The 24,137-nt window shown below is 51.3% G+C and carries 24 protein-coding genes; 13 read left to right on the top strand and 11 right to left on the bottom strand.

The annotated features are described in order from the left end of the window. Positions 1-217: 217 nt before the first annotated feature. Entirely contained in the window at positions 218-1,264 is a 1,047-nt protein-coding gene (locus EDM21_RS20100; protein ID WP_157338226.1) for a LacI family DNA-binding transcriptional regulator, read from the top strand. Positions 1,265-1,401: 137 nt separating this feature from the next. Then, complete coding sequence (locus EDM21_RS20095) at positions 1,402-2,139, top strand: MtnX-like HAD-IB family phosphatase (RefSeq protein WP_157338225.1); 738 nt, start codon at positions 1,402-1,404, stop codon at positions 2,137-2,139. A 216-nt stretch (positions 2,140-2,355) separates the two neighbouring features. On the opposite strand, the gene sspI is transcribed toward EDM21_RS20095, so the two are convergent. Continuing rightward, a complete protein-coding gene (sspI, locus tag EDM21_RS20090; RefSeq protein WP_157338224.1) occupies positions 2,356-2,559 on the bottom strand; it encodes a small acid-soluble spore protein SspI in 204 nt (67 codons plus the stop codon). Between the two features lie 113 nt (positions 2,560-2,672). On the opposite strand from sspI, the gene EDM21_RS20085 reads away from it, so the two are divergent. Both EDM21_RS20085 and EDM21_RS20080 read left to right on the top strand, forming a co-directional pair. Next, positions 2,673-3,332: a potassium channel family protein gene (locus EDM21_RS20085; RefSeq protein ID WP_157338223.1), complete on the top strand. Its 660-nt coding sequence runs from the start codon at positions 2,673-2,675 to the stop codon at positions 3,330-3,332. 13 nt (positions 3,333-3,345) lie between these two features. Next, the gene (locus tag EDM21_RS20080; protein WP_157338222.1) at positions 3,346-4,155 is read left to right on the top strand and encodes a TrmH family RNA methyltransferase; all 810 of its coding nucleotides are present in this window, start codon (positions 3,346-3,348) and stop codon (positions 4,153-4,155) included. A 217-nt stretch (positions 4,156-4,372) separates the two neighbouring features. Here the strand turns inward: EDM21_RS20080 and EDM21_RS20075 are convergent, their stop codons facing one another. Next, on the bottom strand, positions 4,373-5,548 hold the full coding sequence (locus EDM21_RS20075; protein ID WP_157338221.1) for an ROK family transcriptional regulator: 1,176 nt from the start codon (positions 5,546-5,548) through the stop codon (positions 4,373-4,375). 394 nt (positions 5,549-5,942) lie between these two features. On the opposite strand from EDM21_RS20075, the gene EDM21_RS20070 reads away from it, so the two are divergent. The 4 genes from EDM21_RS20070 to EDM21_RS20055 all read left to right on the top strand — a co-directional run bounded on the left by EDM21_RS20070 (position 5,943) and on the right by EDM21_RS20055 (position 10,860). After that, the gene (locus EDM21_RS20070; RefSeq protein ID WP_157338220.1) at positions 5,943-7,376 is read left to right on the top strand and encodes an ABC transporter substrate-binding protein; all 1,434 of its coding nucleotides are present in this window, start codon (positions 5,943-5,945) and stop codon (positions 7,374-7,376) included. Between the two features lie 66 nt (positions 7,377-7,442). After that, positions 7,443-8,384 (top strand): carbohydrate ABC transporter permease, encoded by a 942-nt coding sequence (locus EDM21_RS20065; protein ID WP_235918287.1) that lies wholly within the window; start codon positions 7,443-7,445, stop codon positions 8,382-8,384. 30 nt (positions 8,385-8,414) lie between these two features. Next, positions 8,415-9,251, top strand: a complete 837-nt coding sequence (locus EDM21_RS20060) for a carbohydrate ABC transporter permease (RefSeq protein ID WP_157338218.1) — start codon at positions 8,415-8,417, stop codon at positions 9,249-9,251. Between the two features lie 217 nt (positions 9,252-9,468). Beyond that, positions 9,469-10,860 (top strand): DUF5050 domain-containing protein, encoded by a 1,392-nt coding sequence (locus EDM21_RS20055; RefSeq protein WP_157338217.1) that lies wholly within the window; start codon positions 9,469-9,471, stop codon positions 10,858-10,860. Between the two features lie 267 nt (positions 10,861-11,127). Here the strand turns inward: EDM21_RS20055 and EDM21_RS20050 are convergent, their stop codons facing one another. Beyond that, positions 11,128-11,628, bottom strand: coding sequence for a hypothetical protein (locus EDM21_RS20050; protein WP_157338216.1), 501 nt, complete (start codon positions 11,626-11,628; stop codon positions 11,128-11,130). A gap of 190 nt (positions 11,629-11,818) precedes the next feature. Between EDM21_RS20050 and yunB the strand changes: the two genes are divergently transcribed. Next, positions 11,819-12,634: a sporulation protein YunB gene (gene yunB, locus EDM21_RS20045; RefSeq protein ID WP_157338215.1), complete on the top strand. Its 816-nt coding sequence runs from the start codon at positions 11,819-11,821 to the stop codon at positions 12,632-12,634. A gap of 331 nt (positions 12,635-12,965) precedes the next feature. On the opposite strand, the gene EDM21_RS20040 is transcribed toward yunB, so the two are convergent. Further along, on the bottom strand, positions 12,966-14,006 hold the full coding sequence (locus tag EDM21_RS20040; RefSeq protein ID WP_157338214.1) for a M23 family metallopeptidase: 1,041 nt from the start codon (positions 14,004-14,006) through the stop codon (positions 12,966-12,968). Between the two features lie 270 nt (positions 14,007-14,276). Here EDM21_RS20040 and lipA point away from each other — a divergent pair, with 270 nt between their 5' ends. Both lipA and EDM21_RS20030 read left to right on the top strand, forming a co-directional pair. Beyond that, a complete protein-coding gene (gene lipA / locus EDM21_RS20035) occupies positions 14,277-15,161 on the top strand; it encodes a lipoyl synthase (RefSeq protein ID WP_068773871.1) in 885 nt (294 codons plus the stop codon). Between the two features lie 30 nt (positions 15,162-15,191). Next, complete coding sequence (locus tag EDM21_RS20030; RefSeq protein WP_157338213.1) at positions 15,192-16,010, top strand: YutD family protein; 819 nt, start codon at positions 15,192-15,194, stop codon at positions 16,008-16,010. 141 nt (positions 16,011-16,151) lie between these two features. Here EDM21_RS20030 and EDM21_RS20025 read toward each other — a convergent pair whose 3' ends face one another. The 4 genes from EDM21_RS20025 to ylbJ all read right to left on the bottom strand — a co-directional run bounded on the left by EDM21_RS20025 (position 16,152) and on the right by ylbJ (position 19,696). After that, positions 16,152-16,508, bottom strand: coding sequence for a DUF3243 domain-containing protein (locus EDM21_RS20025; protein ID WP_068773873.1), 357 nt, complete (start codon positions 16,506-16,508; stop codon positions 16,152-16,154). Between the two features lie 260 nt (positions 16,509-16,768). Then, a complete protein-coding gene (locus EDM21_RS20020; RefSeq protein ID WP_157338212.1) occupies positions 16,769-17,581 on the bottom strand; it encodes an NAD kinase in 813 nt (270 codons plus the stop codon). An 11-nt stretch (positions 17,582-17,592) separates the two neighbouring features. After that, positions 17,593-18,270, bottom strand: a complete 678-nt coding sequence (locus EDM21_RS20015) for a PilZ domain-containing protein (RefSeq protein WP_235918286.1) — start codon at positions 18,268-18,270, stop codon at positions 17,593-17,595. Positions 18,271-18,457: 187 nt separating this feature from the next. Further along, the gene (ylbJ, locus tag EDM21_RS20010; protein WP_157338211.1) at positions 18,458-19,696 is read right to left on the bottom strand and encodes a sporulation integral membrane protein YlbJ; all 1,239 of its coding nucleotides are present in this window, start codon (positions 19,694-19,696) and stop codon (positions 18,458-18,460) included. 351 nt (positions 19,697-20,047) lie between these two features. Here ylbJ and EDM21_RS20005 point away from each other — a divergent pair, with 351 nt between their 5' ends. Beyond that, positions 20,048-20,437 (top strand): globin domain-containing protein, encoded by a 390-nt coding sequence (locus EDM21_RS20005; protein WP_157338210.1) that lies wholly within the window; start codon positions 20,048-20,050, stop codon positions 20,435-20,437. Positions 20,438-20,485: 48 nt separating this feature from the next. Here EDM21_RS20005 and EDM21_RS20000 read toward each other — a convergent pair whose 3' ends face one another. Genes EDM21_RS20000 through EDM21_RS19990 form a run of 3 tightly spaced genes read right to left on the bottom strand, consistent with a single transcriptional unit; the run spans position 20,486 to position 22,044 of the window. Beyond that, positions 20,486-21,592, bottom strand: coding sequence for a GGDEF domain-containing protein (locus EDM21_RS20000; RefSeq protein WP_157338209.1), 1,107 nt, complete (start codon positions 21,590-21,592; stop codon positions 20,486-20,488). A gap of 34 nt (positions 21,593-21,626) precedes the next feature. Continuing rightward, positions 21,627-21,863, bottom strand: coding sequence for a hypothetical protein (locus EDM21_RS25100; RefSeq protein WP_068773879.1), 237 nt, complete (start codon positions 21,861-21,863; stop codon positions 21,627-21,629). 4 nt (positions 21,864-21,867) lie between these two features. After that, positions 21,868-22,044, bottom strand: a complete 177-nt coding sequence (locus tag EDM21_RS19990; protein WP_084783482.1) for a YycC family protein — start codon at positions 22,042-22,044, stop codon at positions 21,868-21,870. A gap of 226 nt (positions 22,045-22,270) precedes the next feature. Here EDM21_RS19990 and EDM21_RS19985 point away from each other — a divergent pair, with 226 nt between their 5' ends. After that, positions 22,271-24,076, top strand: a complete 1,806-nt coding sequence (locus EDM21_RS19985) for a M3 family oligoendopeptidase (protein WP_166542102.1) — start codon at positions 22,271-22,273, stop codon at positions 24,074-24,076. Positions 24,077-24,137: the final 61 nt, after the last annotated feature.

The following is a 24,137-nucleotide window of genomic DNA, read 5'->3' as shown; positions in this document are numbered from 1 at the left end:
TCTCATTTAAGCATAATCCGTTGCCTGTGCTTGTGCAAGCAGCCGGGAAGAGCCCGGTATCCGGGCCCCAGGGCGGTTTGACAAGAAGTAAAGCGCTATGAGAAAATGTACGCGTGTACATCAGTTTGTTGCCCCTGCTAAAGATAGACTGAATCCCGGATTCGTGGGATTATAAACCTAATAAACAGCTTTCGAATTAATCAGGTAGAGGTGTAGTATGGTTACCAGAAAAGATGTGGCTAAAATGGCCGGTGTCTCCGAGGCGACCGTCTCCCGTGTATTCAACGGGGTCGGACCGATGAAGGAGAACACCAGACAAAAGGTGCTGGCTGCGGCTAAAGAATTGAATTACCATCCGAATGCGGTGGCTAGAAGCTTTGCGCTCGGAAAGAGCGGGCATATCGGCGTTATTCTGCCCTATGTGCCTAAAGTGCATTTATTTTCTACCTATTATTTCTCTGAAATCTTAAGCGGAATCGGGGAAGGGGTGCGCAGGCAGGGCTGTGACATGCTGGTTATGTTCCGCTCTCCCGACGAGCGGACCGATTATACGGAACCTTACCGTTCACGCAAGGTGGACGGGTGTATTTTTCTTGGCGCACTGGATGTGCCGGCCCAGAGGGAAGGATTTCGCGAGCTTCACGGGCAGAACATGCCTTTCGTCCTGATTAACCAGCATTACGACAATGAGCCGTACAGCGTGGTGGATGCCGATCATGAAGCGGGCTGCTATGAAGCCGTCAAGCATCTGATCGATGGCGGTTTCCGCCGCATTGCTTTTCTGAACGGATCACCGGAGTATTCCAACAGCAGCGACCGGCTTCGCGGCTATCTGGGTGCTCTGGCAGAGGCGGGTATTGATGTGAGGCAGGAGCTCATATTGGACGGCAATTACAGCCGGACCAGCGGCTACGCGGCCGCACAGAAGATCGCGGCGCTCGGCAGTGAGGTGGATGCTGTATTCTCTTCCAACGACCGCATGGCCGTAGGACTCATGCAGGGACTCAAGGAACTCGGAATCGCCCCCGGCCGCGATCTGGCAATCGTCGGTTATGATGATTCGGAGGCTGCCAAACTGAGCGATCCCCCGCTGACGTCCGTGTATGTCCCGTTCTTTGAAATGGGACTGCGAGCAGCAGAAGGTCTGCTGAAGCAGATTGAAGGCTCGTCCGGGCCAGGCGGCAGCGATAGGGACATCCCGGTGCACGAAAGACTTTCCACGCGTCTTGTGGTCCGTCAATCTAGTCTGCCTGTGAATAAGTGAATATAGGTCCTCTGCCTGCATTTCCGCGCGCAACGGGCCGCTTAGGGGGCAGGTATGCTATAATTGAACCTAAAAACATAGGGACTTATGCGGAAAATGGGAGCTGCATGGATCAAACTATGCTTTTGGGGGAAGATATGGATAAAAAGCAAGGACAGCTGGTAGTGGTAACAGACTTTGACGGTACTTTGATGCATGAAGATGTAGGTGCTATGCTGATGCAGGAGCTCGGTGTGGAGGAGAAGCCGGAGACCAAAGAGATGTTGGCTAAATTCCTGAACAAGGAAATCGGTTCCCGGGAATGGATCCATGAATCCTACGGTCAGCTTGGCGGACGGCAGGAGGAAGTGAACGCCATTGCAGACCGGGTTTCACTTCGTGAAGGAGCGGAGAAGTTCCTTGATTTTTGTAAAAGCGGCGGAATTCCGGTCACGATTCTGAGTGACGGAATGGAATATTACATTCATCGCATTCTCAAGAGATTCGGTGTCGAGGTCGACCGGATTATCGCTAATCCGATTCAATACGACAAGCAGGGCAACTATATGCTTCAGGTTCAGAATAAGAACGGGGCCTGTTCCTGGTGCGGCTGCTGTAAAGCTGGCGTAGTCCGATCCTTGAAGGCACAAGGATACCGGGTGATCTATATCGGAGACGGAAGCAGCGATATTTACGGCTCGGGTTTCGCCGATTGGGTATTTGCCCGCAGCAGTCTGGCCCGGTATCTGGAGCAGGAACAAATTCCGTTCTATCCTTTTGCGACTTTTCATGATGTGATGGATGTTCTGGAGCCGCAGCTGGAGCAGTTCCATAATGGACAGGCCGGCCGCAGAAGCGAGATTCCTCATGCTTTTTGCAAGTTTGCAGCGGAGTAAACCGCACGTCCCTCACGTATGCGTCTCATGCGTCTGACAAGTTAAATAAGCCATTTGTACGGGTTACAATAATAAAGGGCGGCAGCACAGCTGGTTACAGCGGCTGCCGCCTGCTGTTTTATCCCTTGTTCATCCGGATAGGAGTACATAAGTCCATGCAGGTAGCCATGAAAAAGCAAAAATCACTGCTACAACGTACGGATCAGGATGTGTGTTTCAAGTTAAATGTTGGCGCAGTGTAGTGACAAGCTCGGTCTGAGTCTCGGGCGTGATGTTCTTCCAGATCACTTCAAACAGAACACCCAGACCTGGAAGCGCCTGCTCCTGGCCGTCGATGGAATCATTGATGATTTCCTGAAGTTCTTGATCAGACTTGCCTTCTACGCGCTGTACGATGGCTTGTCTTAAGCTTAGAATCATGCTCTCATCGCCTCTCTTCCCTTTATGGTCGCCTTTAATATGCTCGAAAACGGTTCTAATCATGCTATAATAAACGACAGAACAGGTATCCTATATCGTAAGGATGGTTGCCCATGAAAAAACAGTTTGCGGTCATTGGTATGGGACGCTTTGGTTCCTCGGTGGCCATCAATTTGGTTGGATTAGGATTTGAGGTACTTGCTTTGGATCACAGCGAGGAGCGCATTCAGGAAATTTCAACAGTCGTTACCCATGCCGTTCAAGTGGACTGTACAGACGAAGAAGCGCTGCGGGCTCTAGGTTTACGTAATTTTGACGTCGTCGTTGTAGCCATCGGCGAGAATATACAAGCCAGCATACTGGCAACCCTTCAGTTAAAAGATATGGGAATCCCGATGATTGTCGTCAAGGCAGCCAATGAACTTCATGGCAAAGTGCTCCGTAAGATCGGCGCGGACAAAATTATTTTCCCCGAAAGAGATATGGGGCAGCGTGTGGCGCATCATCTCATATCACCGAATATTCTGGATTACATCGAGTTATCCAGCGAACACAGCATTCTCGAAATGAAAGCAAACCGGAGAATGGTCGGCAAAAATTTGCGGGAGATGAACATGCGGGCGCATTACAACTGCAACGTAATCGCCGTCAAGCAGGACGGACAGCTTGTCATTCCACCCCCGGTCGAAGAACCGGTCAAGGAGAATGACATTCTTATTGTGCTGGGCAGCAATAAAGATTTGAAACGATTTGAAGTCGCATATTCAGAGTAATGGAGCTATAGCTATGGCAAAAGATAATGGATTACCGGATCTCGCATCCGTTCAAAATTCGAGGGTCAAAGAATGGGCCCAGCTGCTGGACCGTAAAGGCCGGCAGAAAACAGGCATGTACCTCATCGAGGGCCATCATCTCGTCGAGGAGGCCGTGCGGGCGGGAGCTGCTGTCCGCACGATCGTCTACGAGGCAGACAAAGGTCTGCCTCCAAAGCTGGCTGCCGGCGCTGCTGACGCCGGCATTGAGACCGTGTCGGTGACGCGCGCCATTATGGAGCGCTGCACCGACACGGAAACACCGCAAGGCGTCTTTGCGGTGGTGGACAAGCCGGCTGCGCCGGCGGAAGCGCTGCTGGCCGAGGGCGGCGCCGGCCTTGTCGTCGCGGTCGACGGCGTCCAGGACCCCGGCAACCTCGGCACGATCATCCGCAGCGCCGACGCCGTCGGAGCCGCAGCAGTCGTGCTCGGCCGCGGGACGGTCGACCTGTACAACCCCAAGACGATCCGCTCGACGATGGGATCGCTGTTTCATCTGCCGATCGTGGAGGCGGATCTGCAGGAGCTTCTGCCGGCCGCGCGCGAAGCGGGCCGGCAGATCGTCGTCACGAGCCTTCAGGCGCAGTCGAGCTGTTATGAGCTCGATCTGACGCGCCCGACGTGGCTCGTGGTGGGCAATGAAGGCCGCGGCGTGTCGGACGCGGCCGCGGCGCATGCCACGCATCGGGTCATTATCCCGATGCAGGGGCAGGCGGAGTCGCTCAACGTGGCGATGGCGACGACGGTGCTGCTGTTCGAGGCCTCGCGGCAGCGGCTGTTGTGAGGCGGCGACTGCCGGGCCTCTTGTAAGGTGCTGCCCCTCAGGCGGCTCAGCGCAGAGGGGAGCGGTTCCGTCAGCCTCAGCTGGCAAGGAATCAACAAAAAACGACCGGCAAGCTACCGGTCTTTTTTTGTTGCGCTTACGCAACTTTAATCTTTTCAAATCATCTGGCAATGGAAATTCCCTTTTTATCTCCACACAAATACGGGAGGAAGTGGATTTACAACGATAACGTGTCGAAAGAGACTTCGAACGCGTGTTTAAGCACGATCCCCGCCGCTAACTCCGTTCCGTCCGGCAACTGCTCCAGATAATCGAAGGTGAGCCCGCGGCATGTCTGGGGAATGTTCCTAAGAATGCTCACGGTCAGAGCGGCTCTTCTTTCACTGCCCAGCATGTCCAGAATCCGGCCGCACAGAAGAATGCGGTCCGGATTCAGAATGGTGATGACGTTAGCGATAGCAGCGGATGCCGACTCGAGGATTTTGCCGGCTAGTTCCACAACTTCCGGTTTGCCGCCAGCCAGATCAGCTTTCAGTGAATCCAGGGTGTGCGCTGTATTATGAGCAAGGCCGCTGATCGACGCCAGTGTGGTGAGGCAGCCTTGTCCGCCGCAGAAGCATTCGAGTGCGTCCGCTCCATGGAATCCTTTATAATGTCCGAATTCGCCGGCTACAAATGTAGAACCGGTGATGAGTTTCTTGTCCAGGACAATGGCACCGCCGATCCCGTAATCAAACATCAGGGTGACATTGTTCATGGAATCGCGGAGCGTCCCTTTCATGTTCTCATTAACCGCAAGCAGGTTAACGTCGTTTTCCAGATAAACCGGAAGGCCGTGCTTATCCTCAAGCAAGTCTTTGAGCGGAATGCGCTGCCAGCCCAGGCCAGGGGTACGGAGGAGGCATCCGGTGCGTGAATCGACCAGTCCCTTCACACTGATGCCGATTCCTTTGACTTTATGCTCATCCGGCATAGTCTGCAGCAGCTCCCCGATGACACCATGGAGCAGCAGAAGCAGATGTTCTTCGTCCTCGTATCTCTCTGTCCGCTCTACCGCCCGGGCTCTCTGTTCGCCCTTCAGGTTGTAGACAGAACCGCGGATGGACTTAGCTGCGATTTCGATTCCGATCATATGAAAGTAAGAGGCATGAATAGAAAGCGGTACGCGTTTTCGGCCGATACCGCCTGCTTCGGAAGAGGAAAGCTGGGTTTCGGTTATGGCATGTTCTTCAAGCAGCCGGCCTGCAATGTTGGCGACGGTTTGATGGCTTAATCCCGTTCTTTGGGCAAGCTCGACGCGGGAGATAGGCCCTTCGGAGAATATAAGAAACAACACTTTTTGCTGATTAATGGATTTGAGCAAAGTGCTGCTGGAGCTTTTAGCAGTCGACAAGTATAACAAGCCTCCTTTTACTAATACTTAACAAACTTTCTGTTGAACTCGGCAGACTCTTTGTGTATTCTATTAATAAATCAATTTGATTTACTAATTATAACCGAAATTACTCCAAACACAAAATGATGGTTTTAGGGTGGAGGGTAATCGGTGTGAGGACTCCTAAGGGATAAAAGCACGGGAAATCACATCTTTATGTAAGCGCATTCAAATCCGTCTTAAATTCGCAGAAAGGAGTTTACCTGAGGTTGCCTGAAGTTACTTGAGTTTACCTGGAAATTGCCTGAAGGAAGCAAGCGTCTGCAAGGTTTTTACAATGAAAGACAACGGGTCTATTCATCTGCCTTTAAGGCGGGTGACATCATTTTAATATGTGGAGGCTGACATGTTTATGAGATCAATCCTATCAAGAAGTACGGCCCTGGGTTTAGCGGTGGTGACTGCTTCGATGCTTCTTACCGCCTGCGGCGGCGACAAAGAAACAGCAGCGGACAAACCGTCATCTTCTACGGAAGTTTATGAGAACGGCCTGCCCAAAGACCAGCAGGTAACGCTTAAATATGGCTTTTTCCAAGGCGGACTCGGGCGTGAATATATGGATTACGCGATCAAGACGTTCACCGAGAAGTACCCGAATGTAAAGATTGATATGACGGCTTCGCCGGATATTGCGAACATCTTGTCTACCAAAATGTCTGCCGGCAAAGATGACGATATGTTCGACTTGTTCAACCGCGAACCTTCCGGCGGCATTGTGGCATTAGCCAAAGCAGGGAAGCTGGAGCCGCTGGATGATCTGTGGGATCGTAAGCTGCCCGACTTGCCGGACAAAACGGTAAAAGACAGTCTGATGGACGGATTCTTCGAATCCGCTAACCGGGTGGACGGCAAGACGTATGAAATTTCGACTTCGGGAAGTTTCGGCGGTCTTTTCTTTAACAAGAAACTGTTCGAGAAGAACGGCTGGAACCAGAATCCGAAGACATGGGGCGAGTTCAACAGTCTGCTGGCCGATATCAAATCGGACGGGATTATCCCGGTTACGTTTCCGGGTGTCTATCCGAATTATTTTGACTGGGCTTTCGGCACAAGCAAGCTGTTTGAACTGGCGGATGCCAAAGGGACGTTCGATGCCTTCAACAAGAACTATCAGAACTACACACTGCCGGAGTATCTCAGCCCGGAAAGTATCGAGAGATGGAACCGGATCTATGAACTTGGGAAGAAGGGCTATTTCCCTGAAGGTTTGCCGGCCCTGACCCATACACAGTCCCAAATGCAGGTGATTCAGGGCGAAGCGGCAATGGTTTCAACCGGAAGCCACGTAGAGAACGAAATGAAGAAATCAGCACCTGCTGATTTTGAGTGGGGCTATATGGCGGTTCCTTTTGTAGAGAAGTCAGACCAGACGATCTGGGTACGGAGCGGTACGACCAACGGAAACTTCATCTGGGCGGGCAAAACGGACCTGAACAAGAAGTGGGCGCGCGAATTTATCCTCTGGCAAATGACGCTGGATGTGCAGCAGTTTACAGCGGAAAAAGCCGGCGCTCTGCCTCTGCGCAAAGATCTCGTTGAGAACCCCGAGCGTGCGGAGAAGCTGCAAAGCTCGGCCCGTGCGGTGCTTAAGTACATCAAAGAGAATAAGGCCCGCGCCTACAAGGCAAGCCGGTCCGTATCGATTTCAGATCCTTCTTACAAGCAGGCGACGAAGCTGATTGATGAAGCGACGACGAAGATCTTCCTGGGCAAGCAGGATCCGCTTCCGGTCCTCCAGCAAGCAGAGGAACTGCTGAAGAAATCGCTCGATAAGATGAAAAAGTAAAGCGGAGTCAGCAGGGGGACGAAGGTTCCCCTTGCTTTCCTTTTGCGAGAGGAGTCGTGAATGTTAATGTCCACTACCGTACCGGCCAAACGGACTGCGATGCAGAAACTCGGCCTGGACAAAGCCGCAACTCAAAAGGCGATTTTTCTGCTGCTGGCTATCGTCCCGCCCTTCGGAGGGTATCTTGTTCTGACCCTATTCCCGAATATTCTATCTGTCTACTATTCCCTGTTAGACTGGGACGGACTTACGGATTCGACTTTCGTCGGATTCGATAATTTCGTCAGTGCCTTCCAGGACCCGTTCGTATGGCGTGCACTCTGGCACAATCTGCTTCTTATGCTGTTCATACCGGTTCTTGTTGTTCTTATTTCGCTGCTGCTGGCTTACTTAATAACGAACAAGGGCTACAAAGAGAGCGGCTTTCTCAAGATTCTTTTCTTTTTCCCGAATGTATTGTCCACTGTCGTCGTTGCCCTGCTGTGGGCCTTTATTTACGACGGTTCTTACGGACTGCTGAATGAAGTGCTCAGTCTGATCGGCCTGAATCTGGATAACTTCTACTGGCTTGGAGATGAGCGAACCGCACTGTGGGCGCTTATTCCTCCGTGGGTATGGGGAGGAGTCGGCTTATACGCGATCGTATTCGCGAACGCCATGATGGCGATCCCGAAGTCGCTGTATGAAGCGGCGATGCTCGAAGGTGCGGGACATATGACGAGGCTGTTCAAAATTACAATGCCGCTGGTTATGCCGGTCGTGCGGGTAAGTGCCCTGTTCCTGGTTGTAGGAACGTTAAAAGGATTCGAAATGGTGCTTATTCTCACCAACGGCGGCCCGTCCGGCGCAACGGATGTTATCGGCTTGTATATGTTCAATCTTGCGTTCGGCAACGAGTATCACAACTACGGCTACGCTTCTGCTGTCGGAATGATTTTGTTTGTCATCCTGGTGACGGCGAAACTGCTCATGGATAAGTTCGTGCCTAACCGCGGTGTTGAGTTTTAATTACTCTTTAGGTTCAAGGAGCGATACAATTTGACTGAAAAACGGACATTTGCCGACGTGCTCTGGCGCGCTGTGTTGTATGGCTGGGCGCTTTCCATTCTGTTTCCTTTGGTGTGGGTCATCTACGAGTCCCTCAAAACCAATCCTGAATTTTTTCAAAATATATGGGCGCTTCCCAGCCGGATCCAGTGGCAGAACTACGCCAATGCATGGAATGAATACGGCTTCGGACGCGCTCTGCTTAACACCCTGTATTATGTCGGGGGAAGCTTGATTGTCTCTCTGTTCTTTACCACGATTAATGCGTATGCGCTGACCCGGATGCAGTTTAAAGGCAGGAATCTGATCTGGAGTCTGATTATGCTGTCCTTGTTCCTGCCGGGGGTTAATGCGCTCGTTCCCCAATATGTCGTGATGCGTGAGCTCGGCTTGACGAACAGTTTAACCGGCTTGATTATTCTGTCGAGTCTCGGCGAAAGCGTGTTTTACTTGATGCTCCTCGGAGGATTTATGAAATCCTTGCCTAAGGATCTGGAGGAGAGCGCCACCATGGATGGAGCTTCCTTGTTTCAAATCTTCTGGCGCGTCATTGTACCTCTCTCCACACCCGGTATTGTGACCGTAGCGATTTTCAAATTCATGGGGTACTACAACAATTTCATGGGACCGTTCATTTATTTGAGTGATCCGGACAAATATCCGATCGCCGTTCAAATGTATCAGGCAAACAAATTAATGGAGTTCAGCGCCGATTGGGTAACATTATTTGCAGGCGTCACGATTGCCATGATCCCGTCTATCATTATTTTCGTTCTGTTTCAGCGGCTTATTATGGAAGGGGCAACCATGGGAGCGGTCAAAGGATAGCTATAGGATAAGAGAGCTTGCCGGAGCAGGCTCTTTTTATTTGCAATAAAGTCGTTAGTTGCACCTTTGCACCTCTAAACATCTATTCGGGCAATAGAACCTCCTGACCCATACAGCTGCTGATTTTTACTTTTTTATCCCAAAAAAAGCTAAAAACAAGTACAATGCAAGTAGGCACACATGCCTGTCACCTACAACAAACAAGGGGAATGCGAACATGAAAAAATGGATGAAAATGATCCTGCCTGCCGCTCTGGCAGTTACGATCGCAACAGCAGCCTTGCCGGCACAGGAGGCTCAGGCTTCCATTATCAGCTCCAGCGGTTGGGAGTATTACAACCTGAACGGCTATGCTGACGAAGGGGATTCCGAAAGCGGCATTTACAAAGAGAATGAAGCAACGGGAGAAGTCGTTAAACTTACCGGCGAGTGGACAACAGGGGACATCTATGTGGCGGGTGACTGGGTGTATTATACCGTTATGGCTTCGCATGATTACATAGGCGGAGAAGGTATGGTGCCCAGCTATATGATGAGAATCAAACAGGACGGAACCGGCAAGGAGCAGATTTCCCAAGAGGAAATCAACACCATGGCTGTCGAGGGCGATTGGATCGTCTACAGTGCCTATGAAGCAACCGATAAGCATGAAGGAAACAAGCTGATGAGAATGAAAACGGATGGCACGGAGGTATCCCCTTTTACAGAGGACAGCGCTGTTCTGCTGGTAAATAAGGATGGATGGATTTATTACATCAACGCAGCCGATGAACACCTCTACCGGGTGAAAATAGACGGAACCGGCAAGACCCGGCTGGCCGATGAATACAGCAATATCCTGTACGGCACCCTTCAAATCGAAGATGATCTTCTACTATACACGGGATCGCAAGATCAAGAGAGCGGAAATAATGCCTCTTATGTCATCCGGTTGGATGGCTCCGGCAAAATCAAAATTTCGGATGAGGAATCTTTCCTCGAATCCGTCGATGGGGAATGGATTTACTATTACGACATGGACCCGGAATTATATAATTTCTTCTACACCAAAATCAAACGGGACGGAACCGGCAAAACCCGTCTAGAAGAGCTGGCTCCAGTTGATCCTTCCACTGATCACGCAGCGCCTGCTTTCACTGATGTAAGCGGACACTGGGCGGAAAATGCGATTGCATGGGCCAAAGACTGGGAAATATCCTCCGGCTATCCGGATGGAACTTTCCGGCCGGACAGCAACGTATCGGAAGAAGAGTTCCTGAAGATGTTCCTGGCTGCTTTTGGCGTAGAAGACGAGCTTGGAGACCAGGCTGTCCGCTGGTCGGATGCCTACTATGAGTTTGCTGCAGACCGCAACTATCCGGTGCTTGGCGGTACGAGCACGGATGCCAAAAGCCGATTCGTTACCCGCCAATCGGTCGCTGAGATTATGGCCAAAGCGGACGGAGCAGATGTGCTTGGTGATCGAGCGGTCCAGTACTTGCTGGACATGGGCTATTCCGAAGGCAAGAATGGCGCGACTGTAGAAGGTTATGCCGGCCAGGATACGCTGACGCGTGCGGAAGCGATCCAGTTTATTAGAAATGCTATGGAGAATGGCCTGGAGATCTGAGAGCCGAAATCATTCCTCTAAGAGAAGTCTGAAGGCTCTAGGGAATCGGGGATAACGAAGAGGGGCTGTTCCCAAAGTCATTAAGTCCCCGCTTTTCACTTGATATTCGGTTAAAAAAGAACCTTCAGATCCACTTTAATAGTGGTTTTGAAGGTTCTTTTGCACATATTATGGAATTGTCTCACTCAGTTTACCCTTTTGAGACAGCCCCTTTTTAATTATAGGAAGGATGGTGTACCCATACTTGCCAAGGACCGGCGCGCAGCCTTACAGGGCGGGAGCGAATCCTTCTTCGTTCAAGTATTCCTCGGCTTCCTCCAAAGATTCGAATACCGAATCGAGATTTAGTCCGGCATACACGAACCATAAGTCATCTTCCATGCGAAGGGTGAGGGTCTGATTGTCTGGGCCCTGCCATAACTGTTCGTTCTTAGGCTCATTAGCCGCAGCAGACGGGGCTGTCCCGGATTCTATAGGCGCTGCCGCGGAATTGCCGGACAAAGAACGAATGGACTGCTCTACGAGCGAGCGCAGCTGCTCTTCTGAATAGTCCCGGATATTGACCATGCCTTTATCGTCGGCCGGACAATCGGGGATAAGCGCGGCATAGATATAACCGTTGCCGTTTGGGTGAATATGATAGGCGACGGTTTTTTTATCATGGGCACTTTCTTCGTAGTGAAAATTTACACGCCCGAGGGACACGTTCTTCCGCTGCAGTTCGGGAAAAGATTCAAGAATCGCGATTTTTTGATCAAAGCTTAGCATAGCTGCCTCCAATTTACCGTACCTGGTTTGATGTGATTGTAACACATCCGTTTCCTTTCGAACAATGGAAGCACCCTGTCCGGCTTCTTTAAGGACAGCAGCTTCGTTCTTCCGGCAGCGGTTTGTCTTCTTTTTCGGGCCGGGCCTGCATACGGTAATAATAATGCCGCAGGACGGGGGAGGAACGGGGATGATCCGGCGAAGATGGAGGAGCAAACCTACCGGCAAGCAAGGCTGGAAAAAAAGGCTGTTCATCGCGCTGCTCATTTTCATGCTGATCTCGCTGCAGTCGATGATTATGATCGAACGGAATCTGAAGCCGCCTCTTATGAACCTGGCCAAAGTCCGGGTGAAGCAGATGGCAACGGAATCCATCAATGAAGCAATCTCGGACCGGGTTTCCAAAGGAACGAATTTCGAGAAGCTGATTGATTGGAAAACCGACAGCGGCGGTAAAGTGACGGGATTCCTGCTCAATTATTCCGAGCATATGCGGATTACATCCGAGACGCGCAGCGCTGTACAGCACCAGTTGGACAATCTGAAAGAGCTGCCTGAGCACATTCCGCTGGGGCAGGCGATGGGAAGCGCTATTCTGGCATCGTTCGGGCCAAAAATTCCGATCCGGCTGACACCTGCCGGGGCGGTTAAGGTAGATCTGAGCACACGGCATGAGAATGCGGGAATCAATATGATCTTAGTTGAAGTCTATATACGTATTGTGGCAGAAGTGTCGGTCATTATTCCGTTTGATTCCGAGCCGGAGATTGTCGAAACGGAAATTCCGATTTCATACTCACTTGTGGTGGGCGACGTGCCCATGTATTACTTCGATAACAAAGGCAATCCCGTAGGAGCCAACAAGGATGCGGTGCCTCCGAATATTTCACTGCCGAATATGAAGCAGCCGGCCGCGCCGGGAAGCACCGGGACCACCCGCCCGGAGAACGGTTCAGAGGGGGCAACGAAGACGGAGGACACCCAACCGGACGGGACCAAGGAGTAGGCTGCGCGGTGTCAGCTTTTGGTTTTAGTGAGGGTTTTTCAGCAAGGTAGCTACCTAATGGCTCACTGCATTCCAGCCTGGCGTTGGCGCTATCGGTAGGAGTAGATAACGTCTCGTGCACAGGCAGATTCTCAGAATGCAGATTCTCAGAATTCTGGCCGGCTGCGCTGCACTTGTGAGGCCCGCAATGCACTTAGAACGAGCCGACAAGGACCGCCTCCGTTTTTAACGGAGGCGGTCCTTTCGATCGCGACGCAGGCGCTGTAGTCTTTTAGCGGAAGCAGATATTGTATGCCGCAATGCGTTTATCGGTGATCACTATTCTTGTGCATTATTTGCGGGTAGACTTCTGCTTTTTACGGTCCTCGTTTTCATATCTTTTTAAGGACGGATAAGGGTCGAAAGGCCAGTCAGTCAAGCCTCTGTCTTTATACATGCCGAAATGAAGGTGAGGGGGGAATTTACCGGATGTGCCGGGCTTTCCGTAGCCGGAACTGCCGACCCAGCCGATAACTTGGCCGGGCTGCACGACATCCCCTTCCTGAAGCTTTTTATCAAAGCCGGACAGATGGGCGTAGTAATGATAGACATTATCCAGGTCCCGGATACCGATTCTCCATCCTCCGTAAGGGTTCCAGCCTTTTACCTCAATATATCCGTAAGCCGTGCTGCGGACGGGTACGCCATATCCGGCGAACAGATCGGTTCCCTCATGAATGCGAAAGCCTCCCCACCCTCTGCTGGCCCCCCACGTGCTCCGGTAAGAGTACTGAGCTTTAAGCGGAAGGGGAAAAGCATGCTGATGGAGGCTGAGAGTGCCGAATTTCTCATAGATAGCTGAGAATTGATCAATGCGCTGGACACTTCGCGTGTTATTGTAGTAATCCCACAGGGAAATGCGTATGTCCTCGGGAGTCCTGCCTTTGCGTAGCATCAGGGTGGCCATGGATGCCAGTCGGTCGAGGTCGTTAGAACGGTCGGCCAGACCGTCACCTGAACCATCCTTGCCTACTCCTCCGAAGAATGCGATACTGCCGGGATCCGTATCTTCATGATCCGGATTCATCATCCCCACCCAGGTTAATTCGGTGAAATCTATCCCGATCAGCCTGTTGGGGGGAGCGGTTTTCTTCGCGCTCTTGTTGAGCGTGTGTTCATACCGGTCCACTGCCGCGAGCAGCGTCCAGGGGATGCCTGTGATCTCCCCGACTTTCTGCATCAGATCTTTACGTACGGCATCGGCTGTGCGCGTCGGATCAACTGCAGGTACTTTGGACTCGCCGGCCGCAGCGGACGTGTTCGGCAGGGCAAGCAGACAAAGCACCATACAGCCTGCCAGCCAGCGGTGATTGCGCCGTATTGCTTGTTTCATCCAACCACCCTCTTTTTGGGGATAATGAACATAGGATGCGCAGATAGGGCGGTTTTTTATCCGGGCGGCAGCAGAGAAGTCCTGCCACCTGCAAGGATTGAAAAGCGGCGTGGATTGTTTTGGCATTCGTGCTATAATAAAAAAAGCTCGGCTTCGATACCGGGCCTCCGGTTGATGCTGGAATATAATGCGCGCCCGGAGCCTGAATTGGACCGTCTAAAGAAACCGCAGGCCGCAAGCGGCGCGAGCGAATAGAAGGTGGAGCATGAGATGGCAACGAAACAGCAGCAGCGTAAGCCGGAATGGCTGAAAATAAAATTGAATACGGATGATAATTTTAAAGATATCAAGAATATGATGCGATCTAAGACACTTCATACCGTATGTGAAGAGGCCAAATGCCCGAATATTCATGAATGTTGGGCGAACCGTACCGCCACTTTCATGATTCTGGGCGATATTTGTACAAGGGCTTGCCGTTTCTGTGCCGTTAAGACAGGCCTTCCGACGGAACTGGATCTTCAAGAGCCGGAACGCGTCGCAGACGCCGCCGCACAAATGGGCCTCCAGCACTGCGTTGTCACCTCTGTCGCCAGGGATGATTTGAAGGACGGCGGCGCTACGATTTTTGCCGAGACAATCAAAGCCGTCCGCGGTAAAATGCCGCTGTGTAGCGTAGAGGTGCTCATCCCTGACTTTATGGGAGAAGAAGATTCGCTTCGGATCGTCATGGACGCCAAGCCGGACATCCTGAATCACAATATCGAAACCGTAGAACGGATGTCGGACCATGTTCGTGCCAAGGCTAAATACAGCCGATCCCTGGAACTGCTGGCACGTGCAAAGAAAATGAATCCGGATATTCCGACTAAGTCGAGTATTATGATCGGTGTAGGAGAGACTTGGGACGAGATCTTACGCACGATGGATGATCTTCGCGCGCACAATTGCGATATTATGACAATCGGACAATATTTGCAGCCGACTCCAAAACATTTGGCTGTAGAGATGTACTATACACCGGAGCAGTTCGCTCTGTTGAAGGAAGAAGGAATGAAGCGGGGATTCCGACATGTTGAATCCGGCCCGCTCGTCCGCAGCTCGTACCATGCGCATGAGCAGGTCCGATCTGCCTCGCAGACGTCCGCTCCATGACCGATACCGGTACATAGGGGAGGAATAGGTATGATTCACATCGGAGGCAGAGCCTACGAGTTGGTGACGGAACACCGCAACGGATGGAATCAAGAGGTATTCAAGGACCGCTACAGTGAAGTCCTCGAACGTTACGATTATATTGTCGGAGACTGGGGTTATAACCAGCTGAGGCTGAGAGGGTTTTTTCGCGAATCTCATTCCAAAGCTGCCAAGGAATCTTCCATTGCATATCTTCAAGACTACCTAAATGAATATTGTAATTTCGGATGTGCTTATTTCATTCTGGAAAAGCTGCCGGGCAAGCATCAGCCGCCTGAGCAGTCCTCTGAAGAGGAAGCGGGAGAAGGCGGGGCTAAGCCCGCCAAATCTCCACAGGCTTCCAAGACGGACCCGGAAGCGGAGCCGCCGCGAGACAACAGGCAGAAGCCTTCACGCGAGCAGCGCTATGAGCGCCAAGAGCGCCAAGAAGGCGGCAGGCCTGAAGCCAAGCAGGAAGGCAAGGCCGAGCAGCAGCGCGGGGACCGGAGCGACAGGGCGGAGCATTCGTCTCAGGGCGGCAGGCAGCAGCGTCAGCAGGAGGGGAACCGTCAGGACGGGCATAATTCGCAGAAGCCAGGCAGGTCCCGTTCTCCCCGTCCTCCCCGCAGCGAGCAGCAGAACCGTGGAGATTCACAGCGCGGTGAGCGCGCGCCTTCCGAGGGTAAGCCTCCTCGTCAGGGCGGAGGCAATTCCTCCGCCGGACCGGGAGGTGCTCCGGGACAGGGCCGCTCGAATAAGCCGGCTCAGGCTCAGCCCAATCCGGGACAAGCACCGCATAACGGACCTGCAGGCCCGCAGTCTTCTTGATATATCCGTTAATTAATCCGCGCAGGCCTGTGCGGCACATCAAAAACCCGCTAATCCATCTTTGAAGATGAATTAGCGGGTTTTTTCCGCTTTGCATAAAGGGGGGTTAATACCTGAATGCCTTGGGGTTATTTATGACCTTTAATTGGCTTTATCCGCTTTAAGCGCAAGACGCACGAGCATGTGCGCAAGGGCATGACGTTCTTCCTGGCGGCCTACATTCCAAAGCTCTTTAAGCAGGTTCTCTTCGGAGTTCCGCGGCTCTTCATGCTCTGCCAAGTATCCGGCTACTTTCTCCGCTGTTACAGCCAGCTGCTCTTCTCCGAGGCCGATACTTTGTCCGACATGAACACGGCTGCCGAGATAAGATTTAAATTCGTCAAAGTTTCTCAGGATTCTATCTTTTTCACTAGGTTCGATCCGGTCAATTACATCTCCGACTTTATTAGGGTCCATATTACCTTCTCTGTCGATCATATGTCTGTTGTTTTCAGTCATTTCGTAACGCCTCCTATTACCTGTATAAGGTTGGTATAATGTTACAAGGGATGATTACCCTGTCATTCCATGTTTGAATCTTAACGGTCTCTTTTCAACGGTCTCTCTGCTGAGGAGGTCTGCGCCTTTAGTATTTGTAAAAGCAGAGCGTTTATTCGGAAGAATTGTCAGCGGACCAATAAAAATAAGACCGTTATTAACGGGCTTGAGGAGTAAGAAATAACTTATAGAAATAAAAGGCTTAGGCATAACGGGACTTCTTATTGGAAATCGTTGCCGATAAACGCCTCTCTGACTCTTTTCCAGAACGGGAACGGACGGTAGCGGGCGAATTTCACCTTCAGATCGGGACTTACCCGGCAGCGGATCGCCTCGACATCATTGCGTTCGACATACTGATAATCGAACGCCAGATAGATAGGGTGTTTGGATTTCGGATAAATATCGCAATGATGATGCAGAGGCAGCAGCATCGGAGATCCGAGAGTCCGGTATACACGATTGTTAATGGAGGCAATCTCCGCTATTTGTATAGCGGCCAGAGACGGATGAACGATTGCTCCGCCAAGACTTTTATTGTATGCGGTGCTGCCTGAAGGAGTGGACACACAAATTCCGTCACCACGGAACATTTCGAACATTTCATCGTTAATATCGACTTGTGCCACTAAGGTGTTCTCGATCCCTTTGAGTGTAAACTCATTGAGAGCCAGACGCCGCTCGACTCCTTCTGAGGACCGGATTTCGATTTCCAGGATCGGATATTGTACAATACGCAGATCCTGATCAATTTCGCGGCTGTGCATAAGCTGAACGAGATAGTCAAGCTGATCCGGTTTCCAATCGGCAAAGAAACCTAAATGACCGGTATGGATCCCGACAAAAGAAATCCGGTCCAGCTTGTCGATAAACTGATGAAAAGCAATCAGCATAGTGCCGTCACCGCCAATAGATACGACAACCTCAGGCTCTTTATCATCCACCTGCATGCCGTACTGCGCTGCCAATTCATGAAAGCGCTCGGCCAAGCGGGCGGACACATCATCTAGACGCTGGACTAAGAAATATTTCAACACGGTTCCTCCTAAGAAGATGTTTGCTCGCAGTAGATATCGATCAGATCCAGAATTTGAGGCGGAACATCGTGGAACTCAATGCCCACGCGAAAAGACTCGGAGCTAAGCGGAATACTGCTCCTGACCTCGCCGCTTAGCGTAATGGGCTCCTGAACATCAGGGAGAGAGAACGAAATCTCCAGCATGAGGGACTGGACCAGACGCTGCCCGGTTATCATTGAAGTTCCACTGCGGCTAATTTCAAGCATAGTACCTTCAAATAGCGGCGTTTCATCATAGAAACGCTGCCGCGCGCCAACAACCCTGCACGTAATAGGCGTGGAAGAGGGGAGAGGCCTGCGGTGGTGCCGACGGTTCTGATAAGAATAAAGTTCCTGCGGGGAAAGCAATTTCAGCACACAGGAGGAATTCTCTGTTATCAACTCTTTAAAGCTAACGAATGAATAATAAACAATCCCCTGATCCTGGAACGAGAACTCAATAAAAGAGATCCGCTGGAGATGATCTAGAGGATTGACAAGCTCAAACTCGAGTGAAACCGAGAAAGCATCGAGGTCCGCTTCCTCCAAAAAAACACGATCTTCATGGCAAAACGGCTGACCTTCCACCGTTTCTCCGACGATGATCAGCTTGCATTCGGTTCTCGGAACGAGAATATGTTGAGTCAGCGCATATGTCCAATTCATCTTATCACCACGGTCATGCGACGGCATCCAGATTTGTTTGTCGAATCCTAATTCATAATGAAACATCCTTTTTCATAATAATCAATTACAGCAGATAACACAATGCTCACCTTTATTTATTCCTAACTTTTCCATGACTGTGAAGCTTGGGTATGGAATGAATACATTTAATTGACAGAATATTCGTTCAAGATAGCCGTTTTAAGAAGGAGTGAAGGAAGTAAAGCGCGAATATAGTGAAAACAGCCGCTGCAAAAACGGCAGCAGAAGCCGGCAGCAGACGGAGCCACAGCGCTGCTCCCGGTTCAAAGCCACTGCCCATTGCGCTTGCGGGTATGGCGGATGTGATGGCCGCACGCAGAGGCTCCATAGGTCTCCATAGAACGAGTACGAGCACAGAGGCAATAATGCCGTGCAGCAAGCGCGCTGCCAGAAATGGCGCATAGCGCATATTCGTCTGGCTGAGTACACTGACAATCTGGGCATGAACCGATAAGCCGCCCCAGGATAAAATGAAAGCCGCTGCTGCCGTCTTGAAAGGCAGGAGAGACGGATCCTTCATATTCCCGGCTGCCTGGGCTCCAAGTGTCACTTCGAACATCCCCCCGATCAGCGGATCCGCTAAAGAAGAAGGAAGATAGATCATGCTGAGGAACATTCCCAGCATGCCATTCAAAGCATGGATAATCCCGCTGACCGTAAGCATTTCTAGAACGACGGAGAAGAACACCACCAGACATCCGAGCAGAAAAACGAGATTGAGGGATTGTTTGATCCCGTAGGCGAGCAGGACACCGAATGGACGGCCATCCTCAAGACGGGCTTTATGCATGGCTTTGAATGCGCGCGTCCACACCGAGACGCGGTTAGGTCCCGCTGGTGCGGAGGCAGGAGGTGTGGAAGGGGCATGTCTTCCGTGGAAGCGCATCAGCAGTCCGACCAGCACAGCGCCTCCATAGTGAGCCGCGGCCATGATGGCGGCCAGAGAAGCGTCGTGGAAGAACCCGACGCACACAGCTCCGATGAGGAAGATCGGATCGGAACTCGTTGTAAAAGAAACGAGCCGCTCGCCTTCCTCACGGTTTACGAGCCTTTCCTTCCACAACTGGGAAGTGAGTTTGGCACCAACCGGATACCCGGATGCGAAACCCATGGCCATTACAAATCCGCCGATGCCCGGAATGCGAAAGACAGGGCGCATCATGGGATCGAAGATCGTACCGAAGAAGTGAACAATACCGAAGCCGAGGAGCACTTCAGAGATTACAAAAAAAGGAAAAAGGGCAGGGAAAAGCACATCCCACCAAATGGCTACGCCGCGTACGGCTGCTGACAGGCTTTCTGTGGGGAAAACCAGCATAAGCAGCAGGAGGCCGAGAATAAATGAAATTAAAGGCAATTTCACAATGAACGAGCGCCTTGACATGGGGTTGTACACCTCCTCCCTAACGTATATGAAAGGAAGAAGGGAATCATTCTCTTTGTAAGCGCATACTTTTTTTGAGAAAAGAACTGGAATAAGAACTTGCGTGTGGTACAATGGTACCAAACCTGGTTTTCATCCTGTAACCGTGGGAGTGAAACGTATGGCTGGAGTAATTTCTGGATTACTGGTTTGTTTTTTTGTATACGTAATAAGAGAAGCGCTGATCAATGCGGCAGAAGACGATCTGGAAGGATATTGAGCAGATGCCCTGCTGCTGGCAGCCCTTAAGCCGCAAGTAAGGACCATGAATGTAAAGTTGTAGATGGCGAACTAAAAAGGATGATACAATACATGACTTCTGGCAACGCGCCGACCCTCTATGCATTACTGGGGGGAGAACCGCACCTGCGTATGCTTGTGGAGGCGTTCTACCCGAAGGTGCAGGAGCATCCGCTGCTCGGCCCTTTGTTCCCGGAAGATATCCGTCCTGTGATGGAGAAGCAAATTCAGTTCCTGACCCAATTCTTCGGAGGGCCTATGCTTTATACGGAGGAGCACGGACATCCGATGATGCGTGCCCGTCATATGCCGTTCCCGATCACCACGGAGCGGGCCGAGGCTTGGCTTTTCTGCATGAAGCAGGCTGCGGAAGAAATCGGAATGCCGGATGATTTGAAAGAGATTATGCTGGCCCGTCTGCAGGGTCCCGCTCACCACTTCGTCAATCAAGCTTCTACCTAGACAAAACGCTTATTGAAGCACTCATGCGCATTCTGCGGCATGGTCTTTTCAATAAGCGTTTTGTTGTTGTTGCTCGGCCGAAGTGTAACTTTTTCTGACAAACGCTGTGCAGCGGTTCTTGCCGGTATTCTTCGAAGTGTAGAGAGCCTGATCGGCTTCATTAATGAGACTCTGCAGATCAAGTCCGGTCTCTTCAGCGATGCTCATGCCCATTGATATCGTGACAGGCGTTTCGCCGGCATGCGGGAACGGGTGGGAAGAGACCCGTGCAATCAGGCGCTCGGCATAAGCTTGAAGCCGTTCCGGGTCCGTTTCAGTACTCATCAGGACGAATTCTTCCCCGCCGTACCGCGCAATATAATCCTGTGCATGGAGAGAGCTTCGGAGCAGGCCGCCTGCTTCCCTCAGCAGCTGATCTCCCTGTAAATGTCCCCAGCGGTCGTTGTAGCGCTTGAAATTATCAATGTCGATCATGAAGACAGCCATTCTCCGGTGAGCCAGCGTGCGGCCTGCGATGTCGAGGAAGCTGCGCAGATTGGGAAGTCCGGTCAGTAAATCCTGGCTGGCTTGCAGTTCAAGCTTGCGCTGCATCATCCATTTCTCATTCTCGTCATTACACATTCCGATCAGGACGGATAAGCAGACAGCTGATACCAGGAACATGAACACCAGAGGTGCGGATTCCCGTATATTCAGATCGGGATGGAGCGCGGCATGGATGACTGCCTGGGTCACGAGAAGCAGGAAGCTGATTTTGAGGCCGCTTGAATACGGGATCCGGCTGCCTTTCTTATAACTCGACTGATGGAAAAGAGAGCTGAGCACTGCAGGGACAACCAGATTCTGCAGAGCCTGGAAGAACCAGAGATCCGCTGTCCAGCCGCTGTAAGCAACGGGAAGAAGGGTGGACAAAAGAGCCGTAGTCAACCCGTAGCGGAGACCGGCCATAACAATGGGCAGATAGCGGAGATCTACGACACCGAACTCTGCCGGGAGCGGCTGCTGCATCAAGAGAATACAAGCGGCTCCCGTAAGAATGGGTGTTGCGATTTGTTCATAATGTTCGAACAGGCGCATATGTTGGATTTTGAGCGCCATATAGCTGAGTGTGACCAGTGTACAGGCAATGATGAGGGCAACCGGATATTCACTCAAGCGGAACCACTCCTTACAATGGCCGGCTCCATTCTTACCGTCGTCTGAATGGCCGATCTGCGAGCAAATAATCCTGGTCCGTATCCACAATCGTGACTTTCTCATGGCAGCAAGGGAATACGAGCAGTTTCTTTCTGCCTTCATGAATGGGGAGTAAATCTTTGGTCCTCAGAGGCAGGAGTACGTTTGATTGACCGCAAAAAGGACATTCGGATACATAGATATCTTTCATAACGGTTTCATAGGGCCATGTATGATTAAAAGGAATCACGTGTTTAGTCGCTTTCTTCGGTTCGATCGGATGACTTGGCTTCTTCGGTTTTGGCAGAGGCTAATTCAGCCAATTTCTGCAGCAGAATGTGCTGCGGCATGTGCATCAAGTGCTCGAGCGGTACACCCAGATGTTCAGCCAGCTTAACGGCCGTATCTGCGGAAATATTTAAAGGTTTCATTAGACCTATCCTTTCCTTGGGGAAATAGTTCTTTGTATCTATTGATAGCATAGATAGGATGAAGAAGCAATTGCCGTGAAAACCGTCCCTCGCTCTTACTGTATCCTATTGCAGGCTCTCTAACAATAAGAGGGAAGACCCTTTCTTTTGTTTAAATCCTGTTTATGGTTTAATGGAAAAGTAGCAGATTACGCTTCATTCTTTAATTCGGAAAGGTGAGATAACGGTGCATAAAACCCTGAACCAAACTTGGGATTTGGATGTTTTTTTTCCGGGCGGCAGCGATTCTCCGCAATTTGCCGCGTTCTTGGAACAGCTCGGAGGGGATATTGAGCTTTTCCGCGGCCGGTTGGATACTGCGGCTTCGCCTCAATCGGCTGAGGATGCCTCCGGGCTGCAGGCTCTTGTAGACTTGTACCAGGGAATCCTGAAGCGGGTCCGTGAGGCGGATTCCTTCGTGGGGTGCCTGGCAGCGGATAATCAGCATGATAAGAAGGCTGTACAACTAGGCGGCAAGGTCAAAAGTCTGTACGCCGACTTCTTGTCCTCCCTAACCAGGCTGGACCCGATTCTTACAGGCACTCCGGACGAGGTATGGAAGACTTTGCTGGAGACAAAGCCGCTGAATGCGGTCGCGTTTGCACTCAATGAGCGCAGATTGCAGGCGAAGGAGAAGCTTCCGCCCGAGCAGGAAGCGCTGATCAGCGATTTGGCCGTGGATGGTTATCACGGCTGGAATGATCTCTACAACACGACGATAGGCAAGTTCCGGATGGTTGTAGAGGAGAACGGAGAGCGTCAAGAATTATCCGCCGGTCAAGCCTACAATAAGCTGCATACCTCGGATTTCGCGAAGCGAACCGAACGGTTTGAGCAGTGGGAGCAAGCTTGGGCGGAGCAGGCTGATTTTGCCGCAGAAGCGCTCAATCACCTTGCCGGTTTCAGGCTGCAGGTGTACAAACAGCGCGGCTGGGATTCCGTACATAAAGAACCGCTTGAAATCAACCGGATGTCCAAGCAGACACTCGATACGATGTGGGACGTTATCGGCCGCAACAAGGGCATTTTTGTTAATTACTTAAGCCGCAAGGCGAAACTTCTTGGTCTAGAGAAGCTGGCATGGGCTGATGTGGAAGCCCCGTTAGAGGGCGGAACCAAAACAATCAGCTACGATGACGGAGCTGAGCTGATTGTGGAGCAGTTCCGCAATTTCAGTCCCCGTTTGGCCGAATTTGCCAAGCTTGCCTTCGATAACCGCTGGATCGAGGCCGAGGATCGGGCAGGCAAACGTCCCGGAGGGTTCTGTACCTCTTTTCCTCTTGCCAAGCAGACCCGGATTTTCATGACGTACAGCGGCACGCTGAACAATTTATCTACACTGGCGCACGAGCTTGGCCACGGCTACCATCAATACTTGATGGACGATATGCCTGCACTGGCACAGGAGTATGCGATGAACGTAGCAGAGACGGCTTCTACATTCGCCGAGCTGATCGTTTCGGATGCGGCTGTTAAAGCGGCGGCAAACGATGAGGAGCGAATCGTCCTGCTCGAAGATAAAATTCAGCGGGCAGTCGCCTTCTTTATGAACATTCATGCCCGCTTTATTTTCGAAACGAACTTCTATGACGAACGCCGCCAAGGGCTCGTAAGTGTGGATCGCCTGAATGAGCTCATGGTGAGTGCCCAGAAAGAAGCTTTCCAGGACTCGCTTAGTTCCTATCACCCGCATTTCTGGGCAGCCAAGCTTCATTTCTATTCAACCGATGTTCCTTTCTATAATTTTCCGTATACGTTCGGGTTCTTATTCAGCGCCGGAATTTATGCCCGTGCTCTGGAAGAAGGGGCAGCATTCGAAGACAAATATGCTGCGTTGCTCCGCGATACCGGCAGTATGACGGTTGAAGAGTTGGCGAGCAAACATCTGGGCGCCGATCTGACACAGCCGGAATTCTGGCAACGTGCCGTGGACACCGTTGTCTCCGATGTCGAGGAGTTCATGCGTCTGACGAAGGATAAAGTACAAGGTTAACGCTTTGCAGGACCTTGAATTGAACTAAGTTCAATTCAAGGTCCTTTATATAAGAGGAAGC

This window comes from Paenibacillus lutrae, assembly GCF_009757775.1.
Lineage (GTDB): Bacteria > Bacillota > Bacilli > Paenibacillales > NBRC-103111 > Paenibacillus_F > Paenibacillus_F lutrae.
Note: the sequence above shows the minus strand (reverse complement) of the source record. Positions and strands in the feature narration are given on the sequence as shown.

Excerpts from the sequence above, each read along its gene's own strand:
- EDM21_RS20015 (WP_235918286.1), bottom strand. The coding sequence starts at position 18,270 with ATGAATTGGACATATGCGCTGACTCAACATATTCTCGTTCCGAGAACC.
- EDM21_RS20080 (WP_157338222.1), top strand. The coding sequence starts at position 3,346 with ATGGCAAAAGATAATGGATTACCGGATCTCGCATCCGTTCAAAATTCG.
- EDM21_RS20040 (WP_157338214.1), bottom strand. The coding sequence starts at position 14,006 with ATGAAACAAGCAATACGGCGCAATCACCGCTGGCTGGCAGGCTGTATG.
- EDM21_RS20030 (WP_157338213.1), top strand. The coding sequence starts at position 15,192 with ATGATTCACATCGGAGGCAGAGCCTACGAGTTGGTGACGGAACACCGC.
- EDM21_RS20055 (WP_157338217.1), top strand. The coding sequence starts at position 9,469 with ATGAAAAAATGGATGAAAATGATCCTGCCTGCCGCTCTGGCAGTTACG.
- ylbJ (WP_157338211.1), bottom strand. The coding sequence starts at position 19,696 with ATGTCAAGGCGCTCGTTCATTGTGAAATTGCCTTTAATTTCATTTATT.
- EDM21_RS20100 (WP_157338226.1), top strand. The coding sequence starts at position 218 with ATGGTTACCAGAAAAGATGTGGCTAAAATGGCCGGTGTCTCCGAGGCG.
- EDM21_RS20065 (WP_235918287.1), top strand. The coding sequence starts at position 7,443 with ATGTCCACTACCGTACCGGCCAAACGGACTGCGATGCAGAAACTCGGC.
- EDM21_RS20050 (WP_157338216.1), bottom strand. The coding sequence starts at position 11,628 with ATGCTAAGCTTTGATCAAAAAATCGCGATTCTTGAATCTTTTCCCGAA.
- EDM21_RS20085 (WP_157338223.1), top strand. The coding sequence starts at position 2,673 with ATGAAAAAACAGTTTGCGGTCATTGGTATGGGACGCTTTGGTTCCTCG.
- yunB (WP_157338215.1), top strand. The coding sequence starts at position 11,819 with ATGATCCGGCGAAGATGGAGGAGCAAACCTACCGGCAAGCAAGGCTGG.
- sspI (WP_157338224.1), bottom strand. The coding sequence starts at position 2,559 with ATGATTCTAAGCTTAAGACAAGCCATCGTACAGCGCGTAGAAGGCAAG.
- EDM21_RS19990 (WP_084783482.1), bottom strand. The coding sequence starts at position 22,044 with ATGAAACCTTTAAATATTTCCGCAGATACGGCCGTTAAGCTGGCTGAA.
- lipA (WP_068773871.1), top strand. The coding sequence starts at position 14,277 with ATGGCAACGAAACAGCAGCAGCGTAAGCCGGAATGGCTGAAAATAAAA.
- EDM21_RS20070 (WP_157338220.1), top strand. The coding sequence starts at position 5,943 with ATGAGATCAATCCTATCAAGAAGTACGGCCCTGGGTTTAGCGGTGGTG.
- EDM21_RS20025 (WP_068773873.1), bottom strand. The coding sequence starts at position 16,508 with ATGACTGAAAACAACAGACATATGATCGACAGAGAAGGTAATATGGAC.
- EDM21_RS20005 (WP_157338210.1), top strand. The coding sequence starts at position 20,048 with ATGACTTCTGGCAACGCGCCGACCCTCTATGCATTACTGGGGGGAGAA.
- EDM21_RS20095 (WP_157338225.1), top strand. The coding sequence starts at position 1,402 with ATGGATAAAAAGCAAGGACAGCTGGTAGTGGTAACAGACTTTGACGGT.